Annotated in this window: 19 protein-coding genes; 14 read left to right on the plus strand and 5 right to left on the minus strand. The window is 73.6% G+C overall.

Features of this window, described 5'->3' with window-relative positions:
- Positions 1–16: 16 nt before the first annotated feature.
- Positions 17–1,300 carry a DUF1015 family protein gene (locus tag ACFWN1_RS19590; protein ID WP_384363510.1) on the minus strand — a complete coding sequence of 428 codons (1,284 nt, stop codon included), beginning with the start codon at positions 1,298–1,300 and terminating at the stop codon, positions 17–19.
- Positions 1,301–1,372: 72 nt separating this feature from the next.
- On the opposite strand from ACFWN1_RS19590, the gene ACFWN1_RS19595 reads away from it, so the two are divergent.
- Genes ACFWN1_RS19595 through ACFWN1_RS19610 form a run of 4 tightly spaced genes read left to right on the plus strand, consistent with a single transcriptional unit; the run spans position 1,373 to position 5,408 of the window.
- Positions 1,373–2,401, plus strand: coding sequence for an HAD hydrolase-like protein (locus ACFWN1_RS19595; protein WP_384363512.1), 1,029 nt, complete (start codon positions 1,373–1,375; stop codon positions 2,399–2,401).
- A gap of 57 nt (positions 2,402–2,458) precedes the next feature.
- Positions 2,459–3,502: a FecCD family ABC transporter permease gene (locus ACFWN1_RS19600; protein WP_384363514.1), complete on the plus strand. Its 1,044-nt coding sequence runs from the start codon at positions 2,459–2,461 to the stop codon at positions 3,500–3,502.
- Complete coding sequence (locus ACFWN1_RS19605) at positions 3,499–4,545, plus strand: FecCD family ABC transporter permease (protein WP_384363516.1); 1,047 nt, start codon at positions 3,499–3,501, stop codon at positions 4,543–4,545. Before ACFWN1_RS19600 ends, ACFWN1_RS19605 begins: the two co-directional genes overlap by 4 nt.
- Positions 4,542–5,408: an ABC transporter ATP-binding protein gene (locus ACFWN1_RS19610; protein WP_384363518.1), complete on the plus strand. Its 867-nt coding sequence runs from the start codon at positions 4,542–4,544 to the stop codon at positions 5,406–5,408. The genes ACFWN1_RS19605 and ACFWN1_RS19610 overlap by 4 nt, the downstream gene beginning before the upstream one ends.
- Here the strand turns inward: ACFWN1_RS19610 and ACFWN1_RS19615 are convergent.
- On the minus strand, positions 5,392–5,739 hold the full coding sequence (locus tag ACFWN1_RS19615; RefSeq protein ID WP_384363520.1) for a sterol-binding protein: 348 nt from the start codon (positions 5,737–5,739) through the stop codon (positions 5,392–5,394). The two genes, ACFWN1_RS19610 and ACFWN1_RS19615, sit on opposite strands and share 17 nt — an antisense overlap.
- A 42-nt stretch (positions 5,740–5,781) precedes the next feature.
- Between ACFWN1_RS19615 and ACFWN1_RS19620 the strand changes: the two genes are divergently transcribed.
- The 6 genes from ACFWN1_RS19620 to ACFWN1_RS19645 all read left to right on the plus strand — a co-directional run bounded on the left by ACFWN1_RS19620 (position 5,782) and on the right by ACFWN1_RS19645 (position 11,404).
- Positions 5,782–6,021 (plus strand): hypothetical protein, encoded by a 240-nt coding sequence (locus ACFWN1_RS19620; RefSeq protein WP_384363522.1) that lies wholly within the window; start codon positions 5,782–5,784, stop codon positions 6,019–6,021.
- A gap of 62 nt (positions 6,022–6,083) precedes the next feature.
- Positions 6,084–6,899: a TlyA family RNA methyltransferase gene (locus ACFWN1_RS19625; RefSeq protein WP_384363524.1), complete on the plus strand. Its 816-nt coding sequence runs from the start codon at positions 6,084–6,086 to the stop codon at positions 6,897–6,899.
- Entirely contained in the window at positions 6,896–7,831 is a 936-nt protein-coding gene (locus ACFWN1_RS19630; protein ID WP_384363526.1) for an NAD kinase, read from the plus strand. Before ACFWN1_RS19625 ends, ACFWN1_RS19630 begins: the two co-directional genes overlap by 4 nt.
- 63 nt (positions 7,832–7,894) lie before the next feature.
- Positions 7,895–9,628: a DNA repair protein RecN gene (gene recN, locus ACFWN1_RS19635; protein ID WP_384363543.1), complete on the plus strand. Its 1,734-nt coding sequence runs from the start codon at positions 7,895–7,897 to the stop codon at positions 9,626–9,628.
- A gap of 54 nt (positions 9,629–9,682) precedes the next feature.
- On the plus strand, positions 9,683–9,970 hold the full coding sequence (locus ACFWN1_RS19640) for a hypothetical protein (RefSeq protein ID WP_384363528.1): 288 nt from the start codon (positions 9,683–9,685) through the stop codon (positions 9,968–9,970).
- A gap of 297 nt (positions 9,971–10,267) precedes the next feature.
- Positions 10,268–11,404, plus strand: coding sequence for a glycosyltransferase family 4 protein (locus ACFWN1_RS19645; protein ID WP_384363530.1), 1,137 nt, complete (start codon positions 10,268–10,270; stop codon positions 11,402–11,404).
- A gap of 24 nt (positions 11,405–11,428) precedes the next feature.
- On the opposite strand, the gene ACFWN1_RS19650 is transcribed toward ACFWN1_RS19645, so the two are convergent.
- Genes ACFWN1_RS19650 through ACFWN1_RS19660 form a run of 3 tightly spaced genes read right to left on the minus strand, consistent with a single transcriptional unit; the run spans position 11,429 to position 16,283 of the window.
- Positions 11,429–13,048: a PucR family transcriptional regulator gene (locus ACFWN1_RS19650; protein ID WP_384363532.1), complete on the minus strand. Its 1,620-nt coding sequence runs from the start codon at positions 13,046–13,048 to the stop codon at positions 11,429–11,431.
- 43 nt (positions 13,049–13,091) lie between these two features.
- Positions 13,092–14,435 (minus strand): FAD-binding oxidoreductase, encoded by a 1,344-nt coding sequence (locus ACFWN1_RS19655; RefSeq protein WP_384363533.1) that lies wholly within the window; start codon positions 14,433–14,435, stop codon positions 13,092–13,094.
- A gap of 45 nt (positions 14,436–14,480) precedes the next feature.
- Positions 14,481–16,283, minus strand: coding sequence for a glycoside hydrolase family 15 protein (locus ACFWN1_RS19660; RefSeq protein ID WP_384363545.1), 1,803 nt, complete (start codon positions 16,281–16,283; stop codon positions 14,481–14,483).
- Positions 16,284–16,825: 542 nt separating this feature from the next.
- Between ACFWN1_RS19660 and ACFWN1_RS19665 the strand changes: the two genes are divergently transcribed.
- The 4 genes from ACFWN1_RS19665 (at position 16,826) to ald (ending at position 22,887) form a co-directional block, all read left to right on the plus strand.
- Positions 16,826–18,493: a CTP synthase gene (locus ACFWN1_RS19665; protein WP_384363535.1), complete on the plus strand. Its 1,668-nt coding sequence runs from the start codon at positions 16,826–16,828 to the stop codon at positions 18,491–18,493.
- Between the two features lie 93 nt (positions 18,494–18,586).
- The gene (locus ACFWN1_RS19670; RefSeq protein ID WP_384363537.1) at positions 18,587–19,213 is read left to right on the plus strand and encodes an NUDIX domain-containing protein; all 627 of its coding nucleotides are present in this window, start codon (positions 18,587–18,589) and stop codon (positions 19,211–19,213) included.
- Positions 19,214–19,455: 242 nt separating this feature from the next.
- Entirely contained in the window at positions 19,456–21,624 is a 2,169-nt protein-coding gene (locus ACFWN1_RS19675; RefSeq protein ID WP_384363539.1) for a tetratricopeptide repeat protein, read from the plus strand.
- 138 nt (positions 21,625–21,762) lie between these two features.
- Positions 21,763–22,887, plus strand: a complete 1,125-nt coding sequence (gene ald / locus ACFWN1_RS19680) for an alanine dehydrogenase (protein ID WP_384363541.1) — start codon at positions 21,763–21,765, stop codon at positions 22,885–22,887.
- Positions 22,888–22,966 lie beyond the last annotated feature (79 nt).

Below are 22,966 nucleotides of genomic sequence, written 5' to 3' on the forward strand. Positions count from 1 at the left end.
CCCCTTCTCATGTCCGCTAGACGTCCACCATCCGCAGCACCAGCCCCGACGCCGGCTTCGGCCCGAAGGACGTCGACTTGCGGGGCATCGTCACGCCCTGCCGGGCCAGCTCGCGTACGACCTCCTCGCGTACCGGGTGCAGGAGTACCGCCGTGCCGCCGTCGCGTTCCGCCTTGGTGACCGTGGCCGCCGTGTCGTGGATGTACGCGATGTGCGCGGGGGAGTCCTCGGGGATGTGCCAGACATGGCCGAGGAGCGCGGCGTGCAGGACCGTGGCGTCGAGGGAGCGCCAGGCGGCCGGCTTGCCGGCCGGGACCGCACGGGCCAGCAGGGCCGGGTCCGGGCGGTCCAGCAGGTGGAAGTCGCCGTCGCCCGCCAGCAGGAAGGCGTTGCCCTCGGCGGCCGCTCCCGCCAGCGCCTTCAGCGCCTCCGACAGCGGTACCGCGAGTCGCCGTACCCGGAACAGGTCGCCCACGGCGGCCAGGGCGTCCGCCACCGGCAGGCCGTGCAGCAGGCGGTGGATGGCGCGGACCCGCAGCGGATAGCGGGCGGTGTCGACCAGCAGGACCAGGCCCAGGTCCCAGGGGCCGGGGGAGGGCTGCTCGGCGCGGAGCAGGCGGTAGGTGGCCCAGCGGTGGTGGCCGTCGGCGATGAGAGCCTGGTGCTGGGCGAGATCCTGGCGGACGAGGGCCAGTTCGGCCGGATCGGTCACGCTCCACAGGCGGTGCCGTACGCCGTCCTCGGTGGTCGTCGTCAGCAGCGGCGTGAGTTTCGCCGTGCGCTCGACGGCCTCGGAGGTCGCGCCGTCGCCGCGGTAGGTCAGCAGCAGGGGTTCCAGGTTGGCGCGGGTGGCGCGCATCAGGCCGGCGCGGTCGGCGACCACCGGGTCCATCACGTCCTCGTGGGGGAGGACGACACCCTCCTCCGGCTCCGAGACGCGCAGGGCGCCGATGACACCGCGCTGGAGCAGCCCGTCCACGTCCTGCTGCTCGTACACGTACAGGGCGGGGACCGCGTCGGGGGCGAGGACGCCCGAGGCGAGCCAGCGGCGCAGGGTGTCGGCGGCCTGTTCGTTGCGCACGTCGGGCGTGTCGGCCTGGGGCAGGATGAGCCGGACGATGTTGTACGGGTCGGCGTCCTGGAGGTGGTGCAGGCCGTCCGGGCGTACCACCACGTCGTACGGCGGAGAGGTGACGGAGGCCAGGCTGCCGACCCGTTCGGGGTCGTAACGAAGGCCGCGGAAGGGGTTGAGTTCAAGACCTCGGGGAGCCCTTGTTTCCGAGTGACCTGCGATGTTCATCCCGGCATCGTACGTGTGCGGACGGGTTGCGGGATGATCGGGGGAAAGAGCGTCGAAAGAGGAGCGATACGGATGAGCCGGAGCGTCAGGACGAGCCCCGAGAGCAGTGAGCGGCCCCTGCACGAGGCGTACGACACGGCGCTGCTCGACCTGGACGGGGTGGTGTACGCGGGCGGCGAGGCCATCGCGCACGCCGTGGACTCGCTGGCCGACGCCCGCGCCGAGGGGATGCATCTCGCGTACGTCACCAACAACGCGCTGCGCACCCCGGACGCCGTGGCGGACCACCTCACCGGGCTGGGCATACCGACGGGGGCCGAGGACGTGATCACCTCCGCGCAGGCGGTGGCCCGGCTGGTCGGCGAGCAGGTGCCGGCCGGGGCCCGGGTGCTGGTGATCGGCGGCGAGGGGCTGCGGGTGGCGCTGCGCGAGCGCGGGCTGACCCCGGTGGACTCGGCGGACGACGACCCGGCGGCCGTGGCACAGGGGTACGGCGGCCCGGACTTCCCGTGGAGCCGGTTCGCGGAGGCGTCGTACGCGGTGGCGCGCGGGGTGCCGTGGTTCGCGTCCAACACCGACCTGACCATCCCGAGCGGGCGGGGCATCGCGCCGGGCAACGGCGCTGCCGTCGAGGTCGTCCGGATCGCCACCGGTGCCGAGCCGCAGGTGGCGGGCAAGCCGCTGCCCCCGATGCACAAGGAGACCATCCTGCGCACCGGCGCCGAGCGGCCGCTGGTGGTCGGGGACCGGCTGGACACCGACATCGAGGGCGCCCACAACGGCGAGGTGGACTCGCTGCTGGTGCTGACCGGTGTCACCGACGGCGCCCAGTTGCTCGCCGCGCCGCCCGAGCACCGGCCGACCTATGTGGACGCCGATCTGCGCGGCCTGCTCACCGGGCAGCCGGAGGTGGCGAAGGACGGCGAGGGCTTCCGCTGCGGGGGCTGGACCGCCACGGCCGGTGCCGAGCGGCTGGAGCTCGCGGGCGACGGGGCCGCGCTGGACGGGCTGCGGGCGCTGTGCGCGGCGGCCTGGACGGCGGCGGGGGACGGCACCTGCGCGCTGGACGCGGAGAAGGCGCTGGCCAGGCTGGGTCTGTGAGGCTCTACCGCACGGGCGAGATCGAGATCGAATGGGAGGATAGGCTAACCTAACCGCGTGTTGATCGAGAGTCCTCCGGAACAGCGCGCGGCAACCGCCCCCGCGCCCCCGAAGCGACGGCTGGTGCGCGGCCTCGGGCTGCTGCCGGCCGTCGTGCTGCTGGCGTTCGTCGCCGTGGCGAGTGTCGGCGTCGGCGCCAAGTCGCTGTCGCCGGACCTGATCTGGCACGGGCTGTTCCACGACAGCGGGACCTACGCCGACATCGTCGTGCGGGACCGGATCTCGCGGACCGTCCTCGGACTGCTGGCCGGGGCCGCGTTCGGGCTGTCCGGCTCGGTGCTCCAGGCGCTCACCCGCAACCCGCTGGCCGACCCCGGTCTGCTCGGCATCAACGCGGGCGCCTCCGCCGCCGTCGTCACCGCCATCACCTTCTTCGGCGTGACCTCGCTGAGCGGCTATGTGTGGTTCGCGTTCGCCGGTGCGGCCGCCGTGGGCGCGCTGGTGTGGTTCCTCGGCGGCAGCCGGGGCGCCACCCCGGTACGGCTCGCGCTGGCCGGCACCGCGATCGGGGCCGCGCTGTACGGGTACCTCCAGGCCGTGATGATCATGGACGACGAGGCGCTGTCCCGGATGCGTTTCTGGACGGTCGGCTCCCTGGACGCGGCGAACGACCGGACCATCGTCCAGGTGCTGCCGTTCCTGGGGGCGGGCATGGTCCTCGCACTCGCCCTGGCCCGGCCGCTGAACGCGATGGAGATGGGCGACGACACCGCCCGCGCGCTCGGCGCCCACCTGAACCGCACCCGCGCGCTGGCCATGCTGGCGGCGACCGTGCTGTGCGGCGCCGCGACCGCCGCGTGCGGCCCGATCATGTTCGTCGGCCTGATGGTGCCGCACGTGGTGCGCTCCTTCACGGGGCCCGACCTGCGCTGGATTCTCCCGTACGCGGCCGTGCTGTCGCCCGTGCTGCTGCTCGGCGCCGACATCGTGGGCCGGCTCGTCGCCCGGCCCGCCGAGATCCAGGTGGGCATCATCACCGCGCTGATCGGCGGCCCGGTCTTCATCTTTCTCGTACGACGGCGGAGGACGGCCCAGCTGTGAAGACTCTCTCCCGGAGCCGTGCGGTACGCACCCCCGGCGGGCTCTCGCTGCGCCTGGACCCGCGCTCCCTGATCGTCGTCGCCCTGCTGCTGGTCGCCGTGCTCGCCGCCGGTGTGGCGCTGATCGGCACCGGCGACGCCCACATCCCCGCGTCCGACGTGCTGCGCACCCTCGCCGGCGACGGCAGCCCGTACCAGGACTTCATCGTCAACGAGCTGCGGCTGCCCCGGCTGCTGGTCGGGCTGCTGGTCGGCGCGTCGCTGGGACTCGGCGGTGCGCTGTTCCAGTCGGTCTCCCGCAACCCGCTCGGCAGCCCCGACGTGCTCGGCCTCTCCCAGGGGTCCACCGCGGGCGCCCTGGTGATGATCGTACTGTTCTCCGGCAGCGCCACCGCCGTGACCGTGGGCGCGCTGGTCGGCGGCCTGGTCACGGGTATCGGCATCTATCTGCTCGCCTGGAAGCAGGGGGTGCACGGCTACCGGCTGGTCCTGGTCGGCATCGGCGTCTCCGCCGTCCTCACCGCTGTCAACGGCTACCTGATCACCAGGGCCGACATCGTCGACGCGGCCCGCGCGGTGGTGTGGATGACGGGGTCCCTCAGCGGCCGGGACTGGACCCAGGTCCGGCCGCTGCTGATCCTGTGCGCGGTCGTCGTCCCCGTGGTCCTCGCCAACGGGCGGGCCCTGAGGATGCTGGAGATGGGTGACGACGTGGCGTACGCCCTCGGGGTACGGGTGCACCGGGTGCGGCTGGTGCTGATGGCCGGCGCCGTCCTGCTCACCGCCGCCGCGACCGCCGCGGCGGGCCCCGTCGGCTTCGTCGCCCTCACCGCGCCGCAGCTCGCCCGCCGCCTCACCCGCTCGCCGGGACCCAACCTGGTGCCGTCCCTGTGCATGGGGGCAGCCCTGCTGGTCACCGCCGACTGGGTCTGCCAGCGCCTCTTCGGCGCCGACCAGCTGCCCGTCGGCGTGGTCACCGGCGTCGTCGGCGGCGCCTACCTGCTGTGGCTGCTGGTCAGCGAGCGCCGGGCGGGCCGGGTATGAGCAGCGAAGCGAGCGGACCGAAGCCGAACACCCCGAGGAGTACCAGCGCCGTGAACCGCCTGTCCGCCGAGAACGTCACCCTCGCCTACGAACAGCGCGTCATCGCCGAGCGGCTGTCGGTGGAGATACCCGACAACTCCTTCACCGTCATCGTCGGCCCCAACGCGTGCGGCAAGTCCACCCTGCTGCGGGCGCTGTCCCGGATGCTGAAGCCGGCCGAGGGCCGGGTGCTGCTCGACGGGCAGGCCATCCAGTCGCTGCCCGCCAAGAAGGTCGCCCGCACCCTCGGCCTGCTCCCGCAGTCCTCCGTCGCACCCGACGGCATCACGGTCGCCGACCTGGTCGGCCGGGGCCGCTACCCGCACCAGGGTCTGCTGCGCCAGTGGTCGGCCGAGGACGAACGGGTGGTCAGTGAGTCCATGGCGCAGACCGGCGTCGCCGAACTCGCCGAACGGTACGTGGACGAACTCTCCGGCGGCCAGCGCCAGCGCGTCTGGATCGCCATGGCCCTCGCCCAGCAGACCCCGCTGCTGCTCCTGGACGAGCCGACCACCTATCTCGACATCCAGCACCAGATCGACGTCCTCGACCTGTGCGCCGAGCTGCACGAGACGCAGGGGCGCACCCTCGTCGCCGTCCTGCACGACCTCAACCACGCGGCGCGCTACGCCACCCACCTCATCGCCCTGCGCGGAGGCGAGGTCATCGCCGAGGGCGCGCCGGGCGAGATCGTCACGGCCGATTTGGTCGAGCGGGTCTTCGGGCTGCGCTGCCAGGTCATCGACGACCCCGAGACCGGGACCCCGCTGGTCGTACCCGCCGCCCGCAAGGCGCGGACGGCGCAGGTCACAGCAGCTTCCTGAGCCGGTACAGGTCCATCAGGCCCGCCTCCAGCCGGATGCGGCCCGAGCCCCAGGCGGGGGCGAAGTTCAGCTCGCCGTCCACCAGGGCCACCAGGTCGTCCCCGGTCAGCGCCAGCCGGATCTGGGCCCGCTCCCCGGGCGGGCCCGGCAGGGTCTCGGCCACCTCGATCCGGCCGCCCCGCATGCGCCCGGCGAAGGTGACGTCCAGGTCGGTGACATGGCAGCTCACCGAGCGGTCCAGCGCGGCTGCCGCGCCGGCGTCGCCCTCGGCGCTGCTCATGCTGTCCGAAAGCTTCTCCAGTGCCGTACGGCACTCTTCGATCGTGGCCATCGCGCACGACGGTACCCCAGCGGTTCGCGGTAGCGTCTGGGCATGAGCGAGTCCGCGCCCCCGGCGCCCGAGTCCGGCCCCGCGGCCCCGGCGCCCCTGGCCGTCCCCCGCACCCCCACAGGGGACGCCGGGGTCGACGCCCGCCTGGCCCGGCTGGCCGAAGCCGACCACCTGCCCACCGAGGGACACCTCGGCGTGTACGAGGATGTACACCGGGGGCTGCGCGACGCGCTCGGCGCGCTCGACGCCCGCCCGGAGCATCCGGCGCCCGTCCCCCGGTGAGGCCCCGGGGCCGCACCGCCCGTACCAGGAGCACGAAGACTTGAGCAGGAGCTGAACCGAACGTGGCAGGAGTCGCACGCCGCCGTCTCGACGCGGAACTGGTCCGCCGCAAGCTGGCACGCTCGCGCGAGCACGCCGGCCGGCTGATCGCCGCCGGACGGGTCACCGTCGGCAGGATCGTGGCGACCAAGCCGGCCACCCAGGTGGAGACCGCCGCCGCGATCGTCGTCCTGAAGGACGACACCGAGCCCGACTACGTCTCCCGGGGCGGTCACAAGCTCGCCGGCGCGTTCGCCGCCTTCGTCCCCGGGGGCCTCGTCGTCGAGGGCCGCCGCGCGCTGGACGCCGGCGCCTCCACCGGCGGCTTCACCGATGTCCTGCTGCGCGCGGGCGCCACCGAGGTCGTCGCCGTGGACGTCGGCTACGGACAGCTCGCCTGGTCCCTGCGGGGCGATGAACGGGTCGTGGTCAAGGACCGTACGAACGTACGCGAGCTGACGCTCGAGGGGATCGACGGGAAGCCGGTGGACCTGGTGGTGGGCGATCTGTCCTTCATCCCGCTCGGTCTGGTGCTGCCCGCCCTCAAGCGGTGCGTGACGCCGGACGCGGATCTGGTGATGATGGTGAAACCGCAGTTCGAGGTGGGTAAGGAACGGCTGGGCAGCGGGGGTGTCGTACGGAGTCCGCAGCTGCGGGCGGAAGCCGTGCGCGGGGTGGCCGGCAAGGCGTGGGAGCTGGGTCTCGGGGTGCGAGGAGTCACCGCGAGCCCGCTGCCGGGCCCGTCCGGCAACGTCGAGTACTTTCTCTGGCTGCGTGCCGGAGCCCCCGAGGCCGACCCGGCCGACATCGATCGTGCAGTGGCGGAGGGGCCGCGTTGACACAGAACCGAGCGCGTACTGTTTTCCTGCTCGCCCACACCGGGCGTCCGGCGGCGATCCGCAGCGCGGAACTCGTCGTCAAGGGACTGCTGAGGTCCGGCATCGGGGTCCGGGTGCTGGAGGAGGAGGCGTGCGACCTGCCGCTGCCGGGGGAGCGGGGCGGGCCGGGAGGGGTTGAACTCGTCAAGGAGGCGACACCGCAGTCACTCGACGGCTGCGAACTGCTCATCGTCCTCGGCGGTGACGGCACCCTGCTGCGCGGCGCCGAGTTCGCCCGCGCCTCCGGGGTGCCGATGCTCGGCGTCAACCTCGGCAGCGTCGGCTTCCTCGCCGAGGCGGAGCGGGACGACATCGACCGGGTGGTGGACCGGGTGGTGGCCCGCTCCTACGAGGTCGAGGAGCGCATGACCATCGACGTGGTCGTGCACCGCAACGGCGACATCGTGCACACCGACTGGGCGCTGAACGAGGCGGCCGTGCAGAAGGTGTCCGCCGAGAAGATGCTGGAAGTGGTGCTGGAGATCGACGGCCGCCCGGTCACCGCGTTCGGCTGCGACGGCATCGTGCTCTCCACCCCCACCGGCTCCACCGCCTACGCGTTCTCCGCCGGAGGACCGGTGGTGTGGCCCGAGGTGGAGGCGCTGCTCATGGTGCCGATCAGTGCGCACGCCCTGTTCGCCAAGCCGCTGGTCACCTCCCCCGACTCGGTCCTCGCCGTCGAGGTGCTCCCGCACGTCCCGCCGGGCGTGCTGTGGTGCGACGGGCGCCGCACCATCGAGCTGCCGCCCGGCGCGCGGGTCGAGGTCCGGCGCGGCGGGGTGCCGGTCCGGCTCGCCCGGCTGCACCACGCCTCCTTCACCGACCGGCTGGTGGCCAAGTTCGCCCTGCCGACCACCGGCTGGCGCGGCGCCCGGGACCACTCCTCGGAGTGACAGCGGCGGCCCGTGTGCGCGGCGCGTCCCGGACCTCGTAAGGTCTGTTCCGTGTTGGAGGAGATGCGGATACGGTCGCTCGGGGTCATCGACGACGCCGTGGTCGAGCTGTCGCCGGGGTTCACCGCGGTCACCGGTGAGACGGGCGCGGGCAAGACCATGGTGGTGACCAGCCTGGGCCTGCTGCTCGGCGGGCGCGCCGACCCGGCGCTCGTACGGATCGGCGCGGGCAAGGCGGTGGTGGAGGGGCGGATCGCCCTGGCCGCCGGCTCCTCCGCCGTGGTACGCGCCGAGGAGGCCGGGGCCGAGCTGGACGACGGCGCCCTGCTGATCAGCCGTACCGTCTCCGCCGAGGGCCGCTCCCGGGCGCACCTCGGCGGGCGGAGCGTGCCCGTGGGACTGCTAGCCGAGCTGGCCGACGAACTGGTGGCCGTGCACGGCCAGACCGACCAGCAGGGCCTGCTCAAGCTGTCCCGCCAGCGGCAGGCCCTGGACCGGTACGCGGGCGAGGCCGTCTCCGGCCCGCTGGCCGCGTACACCGAGGCGTACCGGCGGCTGCGGGCCGTCGCCGCCGAGCTGGACGAGATCGTCACCCTGGCCCGCGAGCGCGCCCAGGAAGCCGACCTGCTGCGCTACGGCCTGGACGAGATCGCCGCCGTGGAGCCCCGCGCCGGGGAGGACACCGAACTCGCCGAGGAGGCGGAGCGGCTCGGGCACGCCGAGGCACTGGCGGGGGCGGCCACCGCCGCGCACGCCGCCCTCGCGGGCAACCCCGAGGACCCGGAGGGCATCGACGCCTCCACCCTGGTCGCGGGCGGCCATCGGGCGCTGGAGTCGGTCCGGGCGCACGATCCGGCGCTGGCCGCGCTCACCGACCGGATCGGGGAGATCGGCATCCTCCTGGCCGACGTCTCCGGTGAGCTGGCCGGCTACGCCTCCGACCTGGACGCCGACCCGCTGCGGCTCGCCGCGGTGGAGGAGCGCCGGGCCGCGCTGACCGCGCTGACCCGGAAGTACGGCGAGGACATCGGCGCCGTACTCGCGTGGGGCGAGCAGGGCGCCGCCCGGCTGGCCGAGCTGGACGGCGACGACGGGCGGATCGGTGAACTCACCGCCGAGCGGGACGCCCTGGGCGCCGGACTGGGCGCGCTCGCCGAGGCGTTGACCAAGGCGCGCACCGAGGCCGCCGAGCGGTTCGCCGCCGCCGTGACCGCCGAACTCGCCTCGCTGGCGATGCCGCACGCGAGGGTCTCCTTCGACATCCGGCAGACCGATGATCCCGACGGCGTCGAGGCCGGCGGCCGCACGGTCGCCTACGGGCCCACCGGTGTGGACGAGGTCGAGCTGCTGCTCGCCCCGCATCCCGGCGCACCGCCCCGGCCCATCGCCAAGGGCGCCTCCGGCGGTGAGCTGTCCCGTGTGATGCTCGCGGTGGAGGTGGTGTTCGCGGGCACCGACCCGGTGCCGACGTACCTCTTCGACGAGGTGGACGCCGGGGTCGGCGGCAAGGCGGCTGTGGAGATCGGGCGGCGGCTGGCGAAGCTCGCCCGCACCGCCCAGGTCGTCGTGGTCACCCACCTGCCGCAGGTCGCCGCGTTCGCCGACCGGCAGTTGCTGGTGGAGAAGACCGACGACGGCTCGGTCACCCGGTCCGGGGTGAAGGTCCTGGAGGGCGAGGACCGGGTCCGCGAGCTGTCCCGGATGCTGGCCGGCCAGGAGGACTCCGAGGCGGCCCGCGCCCACGCGGAGGAACTCCTCGCCACGGCCCGCGCGGAGGACCGGACCGCTCCTCGGTAGCGGGGGCAGGACCGGGCCGGGCGGAACCAGGACGGGCAGACCTTGGATGGGCGGATGATCGTACGTTCCGGTCGCACTGCCCCCCTGTTCACCTCCGCCCTGCTCACCCGGGGGCTGACGGCGGCGCTCCGGGGCCGCGCGCCCGGCGGCCGTGCCCGCTGGGAGCGGAAGAACCACGCCGGCCGCACCGTCGACCTGTACACCGGGCCCGCGACCGCCGCCACCACCGCGCTCGCCGCCGCGCTGGGCAACCGGCGCGCGGGCCTCCTCGTGCACGCCGCGGCGGTGATCGCCGCCGTCGCGTACGGGGAGCGGGTCACCGCCAGGACGCGGGCCCTGTGAGCCGCTGACCTCGCGGTACGCACTCGGGTGCGGCTCCGCCGGGCCCCCGGCCGCGCTCACTCGTACGGGTGAGATGCGCCGGCGCATTGCCACCGCGCGAGGCCCGGTGGGTCCGGCGGGATTTCCCGGAACAGCCGTACGTGCTGGCATGCTTGACGGTGTGCCGACTCCGGGCGGAGGCCCCGCGCGGCCCGGCGCACCCCGCTTCCGCCGCATCGCCGTTCGCTACCTTCTGTACGTCCCCATGCCAGCCCCGCCGCCCGTGCCCACCGCACCGAACCAGGAGCCCCGGCCTTCGTGAGCCCCGTGAGCAGCAACGCCCCGCACGGCCGGTCCTCGCTGCGCACCGTGCAGGTGCTCGGCGGCGGCAGCGCCGGGAGCAGCGCCCATGTGCGCTCACTGGCCGAGGGGCTGGTCGCGCGGGGCGTGCGGGTCACCGTGTGCGCCCCGGCTGAGGCCGACCACGCCTACGACTTCCGGGGCACCGGCGCCGACCACGTTCCGGTGCCCCGCAGCAGCGACCCGGCGGCCGTGGGCCGGCTCCGGGCGGCCTGCGCGGACGCCGACCTGGTGCACGCGCACGGGCTGCACGCCTCCTTCCGCGCCGCGCTGGCCCTCGGCGGACGACCGACCCCACTGGTCGTCACCTGGCACGACCGGACGCACGCCGAGGGCGCGCGGGCGCACCTGCTGCGGCTGCTGGAGCGGCGCGTGGCGCGGACCGCCGCCGTGGTCCTCGGCACCAGCTCCGCCCTGGTGGACCGGGCCCGCCGGGCCGGCGCGCGCGATGCCCGGCTCGGCGCGATGGCCCTGCCCGGCCGCCCCCGGCCCGCCGAGGCGGACGACGAGGACCCGCCCCCGGCCAAACTCCGTGCCGAACTCGGCGCCACCGAGCGCCCGTTGCTCCTCGCCGTCGGCTCCCTCGACCAGCACCGGGGCTACGACGTCCTGCTCGACGCGGCCCGCCTCTGGGCCGGCCGCGATCCGCAGCCGCTCACCCTGATCGCGGGCGAGGGCCCGCTACGCCCCGGGCTGCGACAACGCATCACGGACGAGGAGCTGCCCGTCCGGCTGCTCGGGGTACGCGACGACGTCCCCGACCTGCTCGCGGCCGCCGACCTCGCCCTGCTCACCAGCCGCTGGGAGTCCCGCCCCCTCTTCGCCCAGGAGGCCCTGCACGCTCGCGTCCCCCTGGTCGCCACGGCGGTCGGCGGCGTCCCGGACCTGGTCGGCGACGCCGCCGAACTCGTCCCCTACGGTGACCCCCGCGCCCTCGCCGACACCGTCACCCGCCTCCTCGCCGACCCCGGACGCCGCGAGCAGCTCGCGGAGCGCGGCACCCGGCAAGCGTCCGGCTGGCCGACCGAGGACGACACGATCGCCCAAGTACTGAGCATCTACGACGAGTTGACCCAGCCGATCGTGCTGCTCTAGTGCGGCTGCTTCAGCGGCGCCGTCCTAGTCCACGTGCCGCCGGGCGCGCAGGGCCAGGCTCAACGCCAGTACCGTCTGCGGGTCGTCGAGGTCGCTGTCCAGCAACTCGCCTATGCGGGCCAGGCGGTTGTAGAGGGTCTGGCGGTTGAGGTGGAGTTCGCGGGCCGTCTCCGCCTTGCGGCCCGCGTGGGCGAGGTAGGTCTCCAGGGTGGGGAGCAGGGGCGGCTTCGCGCGGCGGTCGTGTGCGCGCAGCGGGCCCAGCGCCCGGTCCACGAAGGCCGCCAGGTCGGGGTGGTCGCGCAGCCGCCACAGCAGCAGGTCGGTGTCGAGGCGGCGGGCGTCGTACCAGGGCTGGTCGGTCAGGCCCTGCGCGGCCGATGCCGTGTCCGCCGCGTGCCGCAGCCCCGCCGAGGCCGCAGCCCAGTCACCCGCCGGCCCCACCACCACGACCGGCGGCCGGGCACCGGGCCGGACCATCCCGGCCCGCTCGGCGCCCGCCCGCAGCGCGATCGCCACCCGGTCCGCCACCGGCGCCCGGTCGCCCTCCGAGCGCAGCCCCGCCAGCACCGGCACCCGGCCCTCCACCGGCCGCACCCCCAGCAGCACCGGCACCCCCACCGACGCCAGCTCCTCCCCGACCGCCCGCGCCAGCACCGCCCAGCCCCCCGCCGGGGACAGCGCGTCCCCCACCCGCATCACCACCGGCAGCAGCGGCCCCGCACCCGGCCGGAACCCCAGCACCCGGGCCTGCGCCGGAGCGTCCTCCGCCCGCACCCGGCCCTCGGCGAGATCGGTCAGGAAGTCCCCCCGGCCACGCGCCGCCAGCTCCTCCTCCTGGCGGGCCTGCATCAGCACCACCGCGACGGTCCCCGCCACCCGCTCTGCCGCGATCCGGTGCACCGGCGCCGGCGGAGCACCGACCGGCAGCAGCACCAGCCGCGCCCGTACCCCGCCCGCCCCCGCGCCGCCGCCCGGCACGTCCACCAGCAACGCCCCCGACGGCGGCGGCTCCGCCCGGTGCGGACCACGCAGCCCCTCCCACACCTGCAGGGGGTCCGTGCCCTCGGGCCCCGGCCCGGCCGCGTACAGCAGGCGGCCGTCCGCGGTCTCCAGGAACACCGGGTTGGCGCAGAACTCCGCGAGGATGGTGAGCAGTTGCGGCACCCCGCCGCCGCCGAGCAGCGCCTCCGTACAGCGCCGGTGCACGTCCTCCGCCCGCTGGAGCAGCGCGTAGTGACCATTGACGATCTCGGTGTGGATCTCCTCGGTGACCGCCACGAACGGCACCTCGCGGTGCAGCTGCACCAGCGGCAGCCCCGTCGCCCGCGCGGTGTCCACCAGCGCGGCCGGCAGCCGGGTGAAGCGCGGCCCCAGCTCCACCACCAGCGCGGCGATGTCCCGTTCGGCCAGCGTCCGCACGAACGCCCGCTGCTCGGCCGGCCGCGTGCCCAGCCCGTACCCGGTGGTCAGCAGGAGTTCGCCGCCCTTGAGCAGCGAGGCGATGTGCGGGACCTCGCCCGCGTGCACCCAGCGCACCACCCGCTCCAGCCGGTCTCCCCCCGCCACGACCTCCGGAAGCCCGCCCCGCAGTCCGGGCAGCTCCAGCGCCCGCCGCACGGTGATCCCGCCACCCTCTGTGCCCATGCGCCGGACGCTACCCCGCTGACCTCGAAGGGAACAGCCGGAGCTACAGCGGCCGGACGTTGTGGCCGAAGCGGAAGACGTTGTCCGGGTCGTACGCCCGCTTCACCTTCTCCAGCCGCAGCATGTTGCCCACGCCCAGGCCCGCGCGGACCCGTTCGGCGCCCTCGTCGCCGATGAGGTCCAGCGGGACGTCGCCCGTGCTCCACGGGGCGACCCCGGAGCGGACCTCCCACACCCAGGCGAGGGTGCGCTCGTCGTCGGCCGGGTCCTCCCAGCGGGCGGACGGGTGCGCCACCCAGGGGGCGTCCCGGAAGGGGACCGGGTAGTCGTGCGGACCGGCCGCGACGGCACCACCCTGCGGGAACAGCAGGTGCCGGGTACCGGTCGGCACGGGCATCCGCGCACCGAGTGAGCAGTAGACATGCACAAGATCGTCAGGCAGGCCGGTCAGGCACTCCGCCGAGGAGAGGCTCCGCGGGCCGGGCCGGGTGTCGAACATGCCCAGGGCCTCCGCGTACGGCAGCTCGCCCACCACCGGCAGCGCCAGCAGCGGCGAGACCAGCCCCCGCAGCGTCCCGACCCCGCCCGCGTATGTCACCAGCGCCCCGCACACCGGCCGCCCCACCAGCTCCTCGGGGACGGACCCGGGCGGCCCGGTGAGGTACAGCAGCGTCCCGCTCAGCCGGTCCGGGCCCCTCTCGATCGCCTCGCGGAAGGCGCGCACCACCTCGGGGCCCCGCTCCGGCCGGTACAGCAGCAGGGTGGCCGCGAACTCGGGCAGCTCACGCAGGTCCAGGGTGAGCGCGGTGGCGACGCCGAAGTTGCCGCCCCCGCCGTGCAGCGCCCAGAACAGTTGGGGGTGCTCATCGGGGCCGGCCCGTATCGGCTCGGCGTCGGCCGTCACCAGCTCCACGCCCCGCAGACCGTCCACGGCGAGCCCGAAGGCCCGGTCCAGCCATCCGGTACCGCCGCCGAGCACGAACCCGGCGACCCCGGCGCCGGAGTCCGGGGCGCCGGGGACGGCCAGCCCGTACGGCCGGCAGGCCCGGTCCAGCCGGCTCATGGTGGCCCCGCCCTCGATCCGTACCGTCCGGGCCTCCGGGTCGACGCTCACGCCGTCCATCCGGCGAAGGTCCACCACGACCCCGCCGTAGCCGAGGGCACTGCCCACGGCCACGGGAAGATCCAGGTCACGGGCGAAGCGGACCGCGCGCACCACGTCGCCCGCATCCGCGCACCGGGCGATCACGGCCGGCCGCCCCTCGGCCCGCGCGTCGGACCCGGCCCGCGCCGCGTCGTATCCCGCGTCGCCGGGCGCGAACACCTCACCGCTCAGCTCGTCACGCAACGCGGCCAGCGCCGCGCCGGCCTTCGAGAGGGGGGCCATGGCCACCCCCTTCCGGTCGGGGCAGTGAGCTCCACACTAGGGGCGTCAGCCCCCGTACGCCCCCGAGGCCGTCAGCCGCAGGGCGGTGTCGATGAGCGGGACATGGCTGAACGCCTGCGGGAAGTTGCCGACCTGGCGCTGGAGGCGGGGGTCCCACTCCTCGGCGAGCAGGCCGAGGTCGTTGCGCAGGCCGAGGAGCCTCTCGAACAGCTTGCGGGCCTCGTCGACGCGGCCGATCATCGCGAGGTCGTCCGCCATCCAGAACGAGCACGCCAGGAAGGCGCCCTCGTCACCGGGGAGGCCGTCCACGCCCGCGTCCTCGCCGTCGGTCGGGTAGCGCAGGATGAACCCGTCGGAGGTGGACAGCTCGCGCTGGATCGCCTCGATGGTGCCGATCACCCGCTTGTCGTCCGGCGGCAGGAAGCCCATCTGCGGGATCAGCAGCAGGGAGGCGTCCAGCTCCTTGGAGCCGTAGTACTGGGTGAAGGTGTTGCGCTCCGGGTCGTAGCCCTTCTGGCAGACCTCGCGGTGGATGTCGTCGCGCATCTCCTTCCAGCGCTCCAGCGGTCCTTCCGCGTCACCGGACTCGATCAGCTTGATCGTGCGGTCCACGGCCACCCAGGCCATCACCTTGGAGTGCACGAACTGCCGGCGCGGCCCGCGCACCTCCCAGATGCCCTCGTCCGGCTCCTGCCAGTGGTCCTCCAGGTAGCGGATCAGCTTGAGCTGGAGCACCGAGGCGTAGTCGTTGCGGGCCAGGCCGGTCATGTGGCCCAGGTGCAGGGCCTCGATGACCTCGCCGTACACATCCAGCTGGAGCTGGTCGGCGGCGCCGTTGCCCACCCGGACCGGGCGGGAGTTCTCGTAGCCCGGGAGCCAGTCCAGTTCAGCCTCGCCCAGCTCACGTTCACCGGCGATGCCGTACATGATCTGCAGGTTCTCCGGGTCGCCCGCGACCGCCCGCAGCAGCCACTCGCGCCAGGCGCGGGCCTCGTCGCGGTAGCCGGTGCGCAGCAGCGAGGACAGGGTGATCGCCGCGTCCCTGAGCCAGGTGTAGCGGTAGTCCCAGTTGCGCACGCCCCCGATGTCCTCCGGCAGGGAGGTGGTGGGCGCGGCCACGATGCCGCCGGTGGGGGCGTAGGTGAGGGCCTTCAGCGTGATCAGCGAGCGGATCACCGCCTCACGGTAGGGGCCGTGGTACGTGCACTGCTCGACCCACTCGCGCCAGAACTCCTCCGTCGCCCGGAGCCCCTGCTCCGGCTCGGGCAGCGGCGGCGCCTCCTTGTGCGAGGGCTGCCAGGAGATGGTGAACGCCACCCGGTCACCGGGGGAGACGGTGAAGTCCGAGTACGTCGTCAGATCCTTGCCGTAGGTGTCGGCCTCGCTGTCGAACCACACCGAGTCGGGACCCGCGACGGCGACCGTACGGTTGTCGTACTTGTGCACCCACGGCACCACCCGGCCGTAGGAGAACCGCATGCGCAGTTCGGAGCGCATCGGCACCTCGCCGGTGATGCCCTCCACGATCCGGATGAGCTGCGGGGCACCGTCACGCGGGGGCATGAAGTCCGTCACCCGCACGGTGCCGCGCGGGGTGTCCCACTCCGACTCCAGGATCAGTGAGTCGCCCCGGTAGCCCCGCCGGGCCGCCGTCGGCGGCGGTGAGTCCGCCGCGTACGCCGGGCCGAGCCGCCAGAAGCCGTGCTCCGCGGTGCCCAGCAGGCCGGCGAAGACGGCGTGCGAGTCGAAGCGTGGCAGGCACAGCCAGTCCACTGTGCCGTCCCGGCAGACCAGGGCAGCGGTCTGCATGTCTCCGATGAGTGCGTAGTCTTCGATGCGCCCGGCCACGTGCAACTCCAGTCGAACGGCCACGTCACCCCCGCGCGTGGGGGCTGTCGCCAGTGTGGTCAAGGGGTGTTTTCTCATACGTCGTTGAAGCGATGAAGCAAACCAGCCCGCGGAGCCCTGTGGCAAAACGGCGGTCCTTGATCGGCGGACTGCCGCGCTCACGATGTTCCGGGTGATAAAGGCGGAAATGTGCCGTCATCCCGGACCTGCTCGGCAGCGAGTGTCCGAGCAGGATACGACGCACCCAGATGATCCGCGCGCCGCTCCCGACAACCCGTGTGGGCCGAACGAGTGAGCGCGGGGTGAGAACTCCGTGAGCGTGGCCCGTCCGCGCCCGATCCGGTCACGCGAGCCGGTCCGGCCGTGCGCGGAGCGTGGCCGGACGCCGACTCCTCCTGGCGCTGATACCCTGGTAGCCCGTGGACCGGTGGGCCCCAAACCCCCGAACCGCAGCGACGACGCCACCGCGAGGAACACAGGATTCTCCGGGCCGGCGACCGCACCGCATCACAGACAGCGACCACGGGAGCCCCCTCTTGGCCATGCCGCCGAAATCTACGACGACCAAGCACATCTTCGTCACCGGGGGTGTCGCCTCCTCGCTCGGCAAGGGCCTCACCGCCTCCAGCCTGGGCATGCTGCTCAAGGCTCGCGGTCTGCGCGTCGTGATGCAGAAGCTCGACCCGTACCTGAACGTGGACCCCGGCACGATGAACCCCTTCCAGCACGGTGAGGTGTTCGTCACCAACGACGGCGCCGAGACCGACCTGGACATCGGCCACTACGAGCGCTTCCTCGACCGCGACCTCGACGGCTCGGCCAACGTCACCACCGGCCAGGTGTACTCCACGGTCATCGCCAAGGAGCGGCGCGGCGAGTACCTGGGCGACACCGTGCAGGTCATCCCGCACATCACCAACGAGATCAAGCACCGCATCCGGCGCATGGCCACCGACGAGGTGGACGTCGTCATCACCGAGGTCGGCGGCACCGTCGGCGACATCGAGTCGCTGCCGTTCCTGGAGACCGTCCGCCAGGTGCGCCACGAGGTCGGCCGGGACAACGTCTTCGTCGTCCACATCTCGCTGCTGCCGTACATCGGCCCCTCCGGCGAGCTGAAGACCAAGCCGACGCAGCACTCCGTCGCCGCGCTGCGCAACATCGGTATCCAGCCCGACGCGATCGTGCTGCGCTGCGACCGCGAGGTCCCCACCGCCATCAAGCGCAAGATCTCGCTGATGTGCGACGTGGACGAGGACGCCGTGGTGGCCTGCCCCGACGCCCGCTCGATCTACGACATCCCGAAGGTCATCCATGGCGAGGGCCTGGACGCCTACGTCGTCCGCAAGCTCGACCTGCCCTTCCGGGACGTGGACTGGACCACCTGGGACGACCTGCTGGACCGGGTGCACAAGCCGGACCACGAGATCACCCTCGCCCTGGTCGGCAAGTACATCGACCTCCCCGACGCCTACCTGTCGGTGACCGAGGCGCTGCGCGCCGGCGGCTTCGCCAACCGGGCCCGCGTCAAGATCAAGTGGGTCACCTCCGACGACTGCAAGACCCCGGCCGGTGCCGCCGCCGCCCTCGGTGACGTGGACGGCATCTGCATCCCCGGCGGCTTCGGCGACCGCGGTGTGCTCGGCAAGGTCGGCGCCATCCGGTACGCCCGCGAGAACAAGATCCCGCTGCTCGGCCTCTGCCTGGGCCTGCAGTGCATCGTGGTCGAGGCCGCGCGGAACCTGGCCGACATCCCGGACGCCAACTCCACCGAGTTCGACCCGGCCACCGCCCACCCGGTCATCTCCACCATGGCCGAGCAGCTGGACATCGTGGCCGGCGAGGGCGACATGGGCGGCACCATGCGGCTGGGCATGTACCCGGCGAAGCTGGCCGAGGGCTCCCTGGTCCGCGAGGTCCACGACGGCAAGGAGTACGTCGAGGAGCGGCACCGCCACCGCTACGAGGTCAACAACTCCTACCGCGCCGAGCTGGAGAAGAAGGCCGGCATCGTCTTCTCGGGCACCTCGCCCGACGGCAAGCTGGTCGAGTACGTCGAGTACCCGCGCGAGGTCCACCCCTACCTCGTCGCCACCCAGGCCCACCCCGAGCTGCGCTCGCGGCCGACCCGGCCGCACCCGCTGTTCGCGGGCCTGGTGAAGGCCTCCGTCGAGCGCAAGACGGCGGGCAGGCCGAAGAACTCCGAGTGACACACCAGTTGTTACGGTGGCCGGGGTGCGAACCTTCAAAGGTCGCGCGCCCCGGTTTTCTTGTTGCGCACGCGGCACGTGGAGGGACAGGGCATGACGATCAAGGACACCCCCGAGGAGTGGGAGGTCCGCGCGAGCGCGACCCCGTTCACGGGCAACAAGACCGCCGTCCGCACGGACGACGTGGTCATGCCCAACGGCTCGGTGGCCCGCCGCGACTACCAGGTCCACCCTGGCTCGGTCGCCGTCCTCGCCCTGGACGACGAGGACCGGGTGCTGCTCATCAACCAGTACCGACACCCCGTGCGCCACAAGCTCTGGGAGATCCCGGCCGGCCTGCTCGACGTGCCGGGCGAGAACCCCCTGCACGCCGCCGAGCGCGAGCTGTACGAGGAGGCGCACGTCAAGGCCGAGGACTGGCGGGTGCTGACCGACGTCTACACCACGCCCGGCGGCTGCGACGAGGCGGTACGGATCTTCCTCGCCCGCGACCTCTCCGAGGCCGAGGGGGAGCGCTTCGTCACGGAGCACGAGGAGACCGACATGGAGTACGCGCGCCTGCCCGTGGACGAACTGGTGCGGCTGGTGCTCGCCGGGAACCTGCACAACAACTGCCTGGTCGTGGGCGTCCTCTCGCTGGTCGCCGCCCGCGCCGGGGACGGTCTGGACGCGCTGCGCCCGGCCGACGCGCCCTGGCCCGCGCGCCCCTTCGCCTCCTGAACCCGGCCGTGGTCCACGCCGGACCCGCGACGGCGCCACGCGGCGCCACACAGCCTCACATGTCGTCGCGCGGCGACATCACATGGCGACACCGCATTGGTGTGACCATCGCTTGATCCGATCGGGCGATGTGTCCGCCGTGCTCCACCGGGAACGTCGCAGAGCGTGAACTAGGCTCAGCGAACGCCCGTACCGGAAGCACCGGCGGGCTTTGCGCGTGCGGTGGGACGGGAGCGTGGCCCGTGACGGATCAGGCGGTGGACCGGGAAGAGGCGCGGCTGTCCAAGCCGTCGGCCCCGGAGGGTCAATTCCTCGGGCGCACCCGGGAGTTGAAGGAACTCAGCGCCGACATCGAGCGCACCGGCCTGGACACCCTCGCCGGACGCAAGGCGCCCAGGGCCCGGGTCCTGCTCATCGCCGGGCGCCCCGGCTCCGGCCGGACCGCGCTCGCCGAGGAGTTCGTCACCCAGGTCGCGCAGCGTTACCCCGACGGCGTGTTCCGGGCCCGCCTCAGCGACCCCGACGGCACCCCCGTACCCGTCGAGCGCGCCGCCCGCGAACTGCTCACCGCGCTCGGCACCCGCGCCCCCGCGGGCGCCGCCGAGGACCAGCTGACCGAGGCGCTGCGCACCGCCCTGGCCTCCCGGCGCGTTCTGCTCCTGCTGGACGACGCCGCCGGGGCCGAACAGGTCGACGCCCTCCTCCCGGACGCCCCCGACTGCCTGGTGGTCGCCGTCTCCCGGGGCCCGCTCACCGGCATCTCGGACGTCCGCCCCTGCACCCTGGGCCCCCTGGACACCAAGTCGGCGGTGGAACTGCTCACCCGGTACACCGGCTCGGTCCGGGTCACCGTCGACCCCCGCTCCGCCGAGAGCCTCGCCGAGATCTGCGAGGGACACCCCGCCGCCCTCACCCTGGCCGGCGGCTGGCTCGCCGCCCGCCCCCAGGCGGCCGTCTCCGACCTCGCCAAGCGGCTGCACACCGACCCCGAGGACGGCCCCGCCCTCGTCCGCGTCCTCACCCTCGTCCATGACGGACTGCCCGCCGCCACCGCCCGCGCCCTGCGCCTGCTCTCCCAGGCACCGGCGGGACCCGTCGACGCGCACACCGCCTCCGCCCTCGCCGGCTGCACGATCGAGGACGCGCGCACCGTGCTGCGGGAACTCGCCGCCCTCGGCCTGCTCCGCCCGGCGGTCTCACCCCTGCCCGAGTACGACGTCCCCGGCTGTCTGCACCCCCTGCTGCGCGCCCTCGCCGAGGCGAAGGAGCGCCCCGCCGAACTCCAGCTGGCCCGCGCCCGGCTGCTGGAGCGCGACGTACGGCTGCTCCAGTCCTGCCGGGCCGTCACCGAGACCGACAGTCCCCAGGCCCGCGAGAGGCTTCAGTCGCTGTCCCCGGCGCTGCGGTTCTCCGGCCCCGCCGCGGCGGCCGCCTGGCTCACCGCCCGGCGCCCGGCGCTGCTGGCCGCCGTCCGGCTCGCGGTGGCCGACGGAGAGCTGGACACCCTCGCCCGCCGGCTGATGTCCCAGCTGGTGCGGGCCATGGTCGCGCACTTCGGAACCCGGGCCGCGGCCCCCGACCTGTACGGCGTGCACGGCCTGGTCCTCGATGTCGCCGAGCGGCGCGGGCTGCCCCGCGAGAAGGCCGCCGCCCTGCTGAACCTGGGCGACGTGGACGCCCAGACCGGCCGCACCCGGGACGCCCTGGCCCGCTACCGGGCCGCGCTGGACGCCGGACGCGAGGCGAACGACCCGTACGCCACCGGCCGCGCGATGGAATCCGTGGGCGGCGCGCACCAGGAGCTGGGCGACCACGACCGGGCCGCCGACTGGTTCGGCCGCGCCCTGTCCCAGCGCCTGGCCCGCGGCGAGCGCGCCGAGGCCGCCCGGCTCTACGGCCGGATCGCCACCGCCCACACCTACGCGGGCCGGTACGGAGAGGCGCAGCGCAACTGGCGGGCCGCCCTCGCCGGGCACCGCAAGGAAGGCGATGTCGCCGCTCACGCCCGCGCCCTGAGCGAGCTGGCCCGCGTCCAGGAGTACGCCGGGCGCCCCGAGGAATGCCTGCGCACCTGCCAGGAGGCGGTGGAGTGGGCGCGGCGCGCGGAGGACACCCGGCTCCAGGCGGCGCTGCAGCTGCGGCTGGCCGACACCCTGGACCGGCTCGGCGACCCGGCGGCCGCCCGCCTGCACCGCGCGGCGGCGGAGCGCATGCTGAAGGAGGAGCAGGAGGAGCAGGAGGAGCAGGAGGAGCAGGAGGAGCAGGAGGAGCAGGAGGAGCAGGAGGAGCAGGAGGAGCAGGAGGAGCAAGAGAAGAAAGAGAAGGCGGCGGGCGGGCCCACCGGGGACAGCAGGTTGGTGACGCTGGACGCTGAAGCCTGCGAAATCCGCAGCGCATCCAATGAAGATTGATGCAATGGAAGGCTAGACACTCGGAACACCTTCATTAGACTGGCTCTGCCGCACGTTCCCCTGCGGTGTCTCCCGGTGTGCTCCGGCGCGCCTGGGTATGTCTTTCAGCGCACCCCCATACCCCCTGAGCCAAGGACCGTGATCGACGTGAAGGTCGGCATCCCCCGCGAGGTCAAGAACAACGAGTTCCGGGTGGCCATCACCCCCGCCGGTGTGCACGAGCTGGTGCGTAACGGCCACCAGGTCGTCGTCGAGCGGGGCGCCGGTCTCGGCTCCTCCATCACGGACGAGGAGTACATCGCCGCGGGCGCCGGCCTGCTGGACTCCGCCGACCAGGTGTGGGCCGCCGCCGACCTGCTGCTGAAGGTCAAGGAGCCCGTCGCGGAGGAGTACCACCGTCTGCGCAAGGACCAGGTCCTCTTCACCTACCTGCACCTGGCCGCCTCCCGCGAGTGCACCGACGCCCTGCTGGAGTCCGGCACCACGGCGATCGCGTACGAGACCGTCGAGCTGGCGAACCGCGCGCTGCCGCTGCTCGCCCCGATGTCCGAGGTCGCGGGCCGGCTCGCCCCGCAGGTCGGCGCCTACCACCTGATGCGCCCGGCCGGCGGCCGCGGTGTGCTCCCCGGCGGCGTGCCGGGCGTGACGCCGGCCAAGGCCGTCGTCATCGGCGGCGGTGTCTCCGGCTGGAACGCCACCCAGATCGCCGTCGGCATGGGCTTCGAGGTGACGCTGCTCGACCGCGACATCAACAAGCTGCGCGAGGCCGACCGGATCTTCGGCAGCAAGGTCAAGGCGATCATGTCCAACGCCTTCGAGCTGGAGAAGGCCGTCCTGGACGCGGACCTCGTCGTCGGCGCCGTCCTCATCCCGGGCGCCAAGGCCCCGAAGCTGGTCACCAACGAGCTGGTGTCCCGGATGAAGCCCGGAAGTGTCCTTGTCGACATCGCCATCGACCAGGGCGGCTGCTTCGAGGACTCCCGTCCCACCACGCACGCCGAGCCGACCTTCCAGGTGCACAACTCGGTCCTCTACTGCGTCGCCAACATGCCCGGCGCGGTGCCCAGCACCTCCACCAACGCGCTCACCAACGCGACCCTGCCGTACATCGTCTCGCTCGCCAACAACGGCTGGGCCGAGGCGCTGCGCCGGGACGCCGCGCTCGCCCGCGGCCTCAACACCCATGACGGCAAGGTGATCTACAAGGAGGTCGCCGAGGCGCACGGCCTGGAGCACCAGGCGATCGAGACGCTGATCGGCTGACCCGCACCGGGCGGCCGACGCCCAAGTCACTCGCGCGCAAAAGGCGATTCGTCAACACCGGTCGTCAACACCGCGACCC

It is taken from the genome of Streptomyces sp. NPDC058459 (genome assembly GCF_042721685.1).
Lineage (GTDB): Bacteria > Actinomycetota > Actinomycetes > Streptomycetales > Streptomycetaceae > Streptomyces.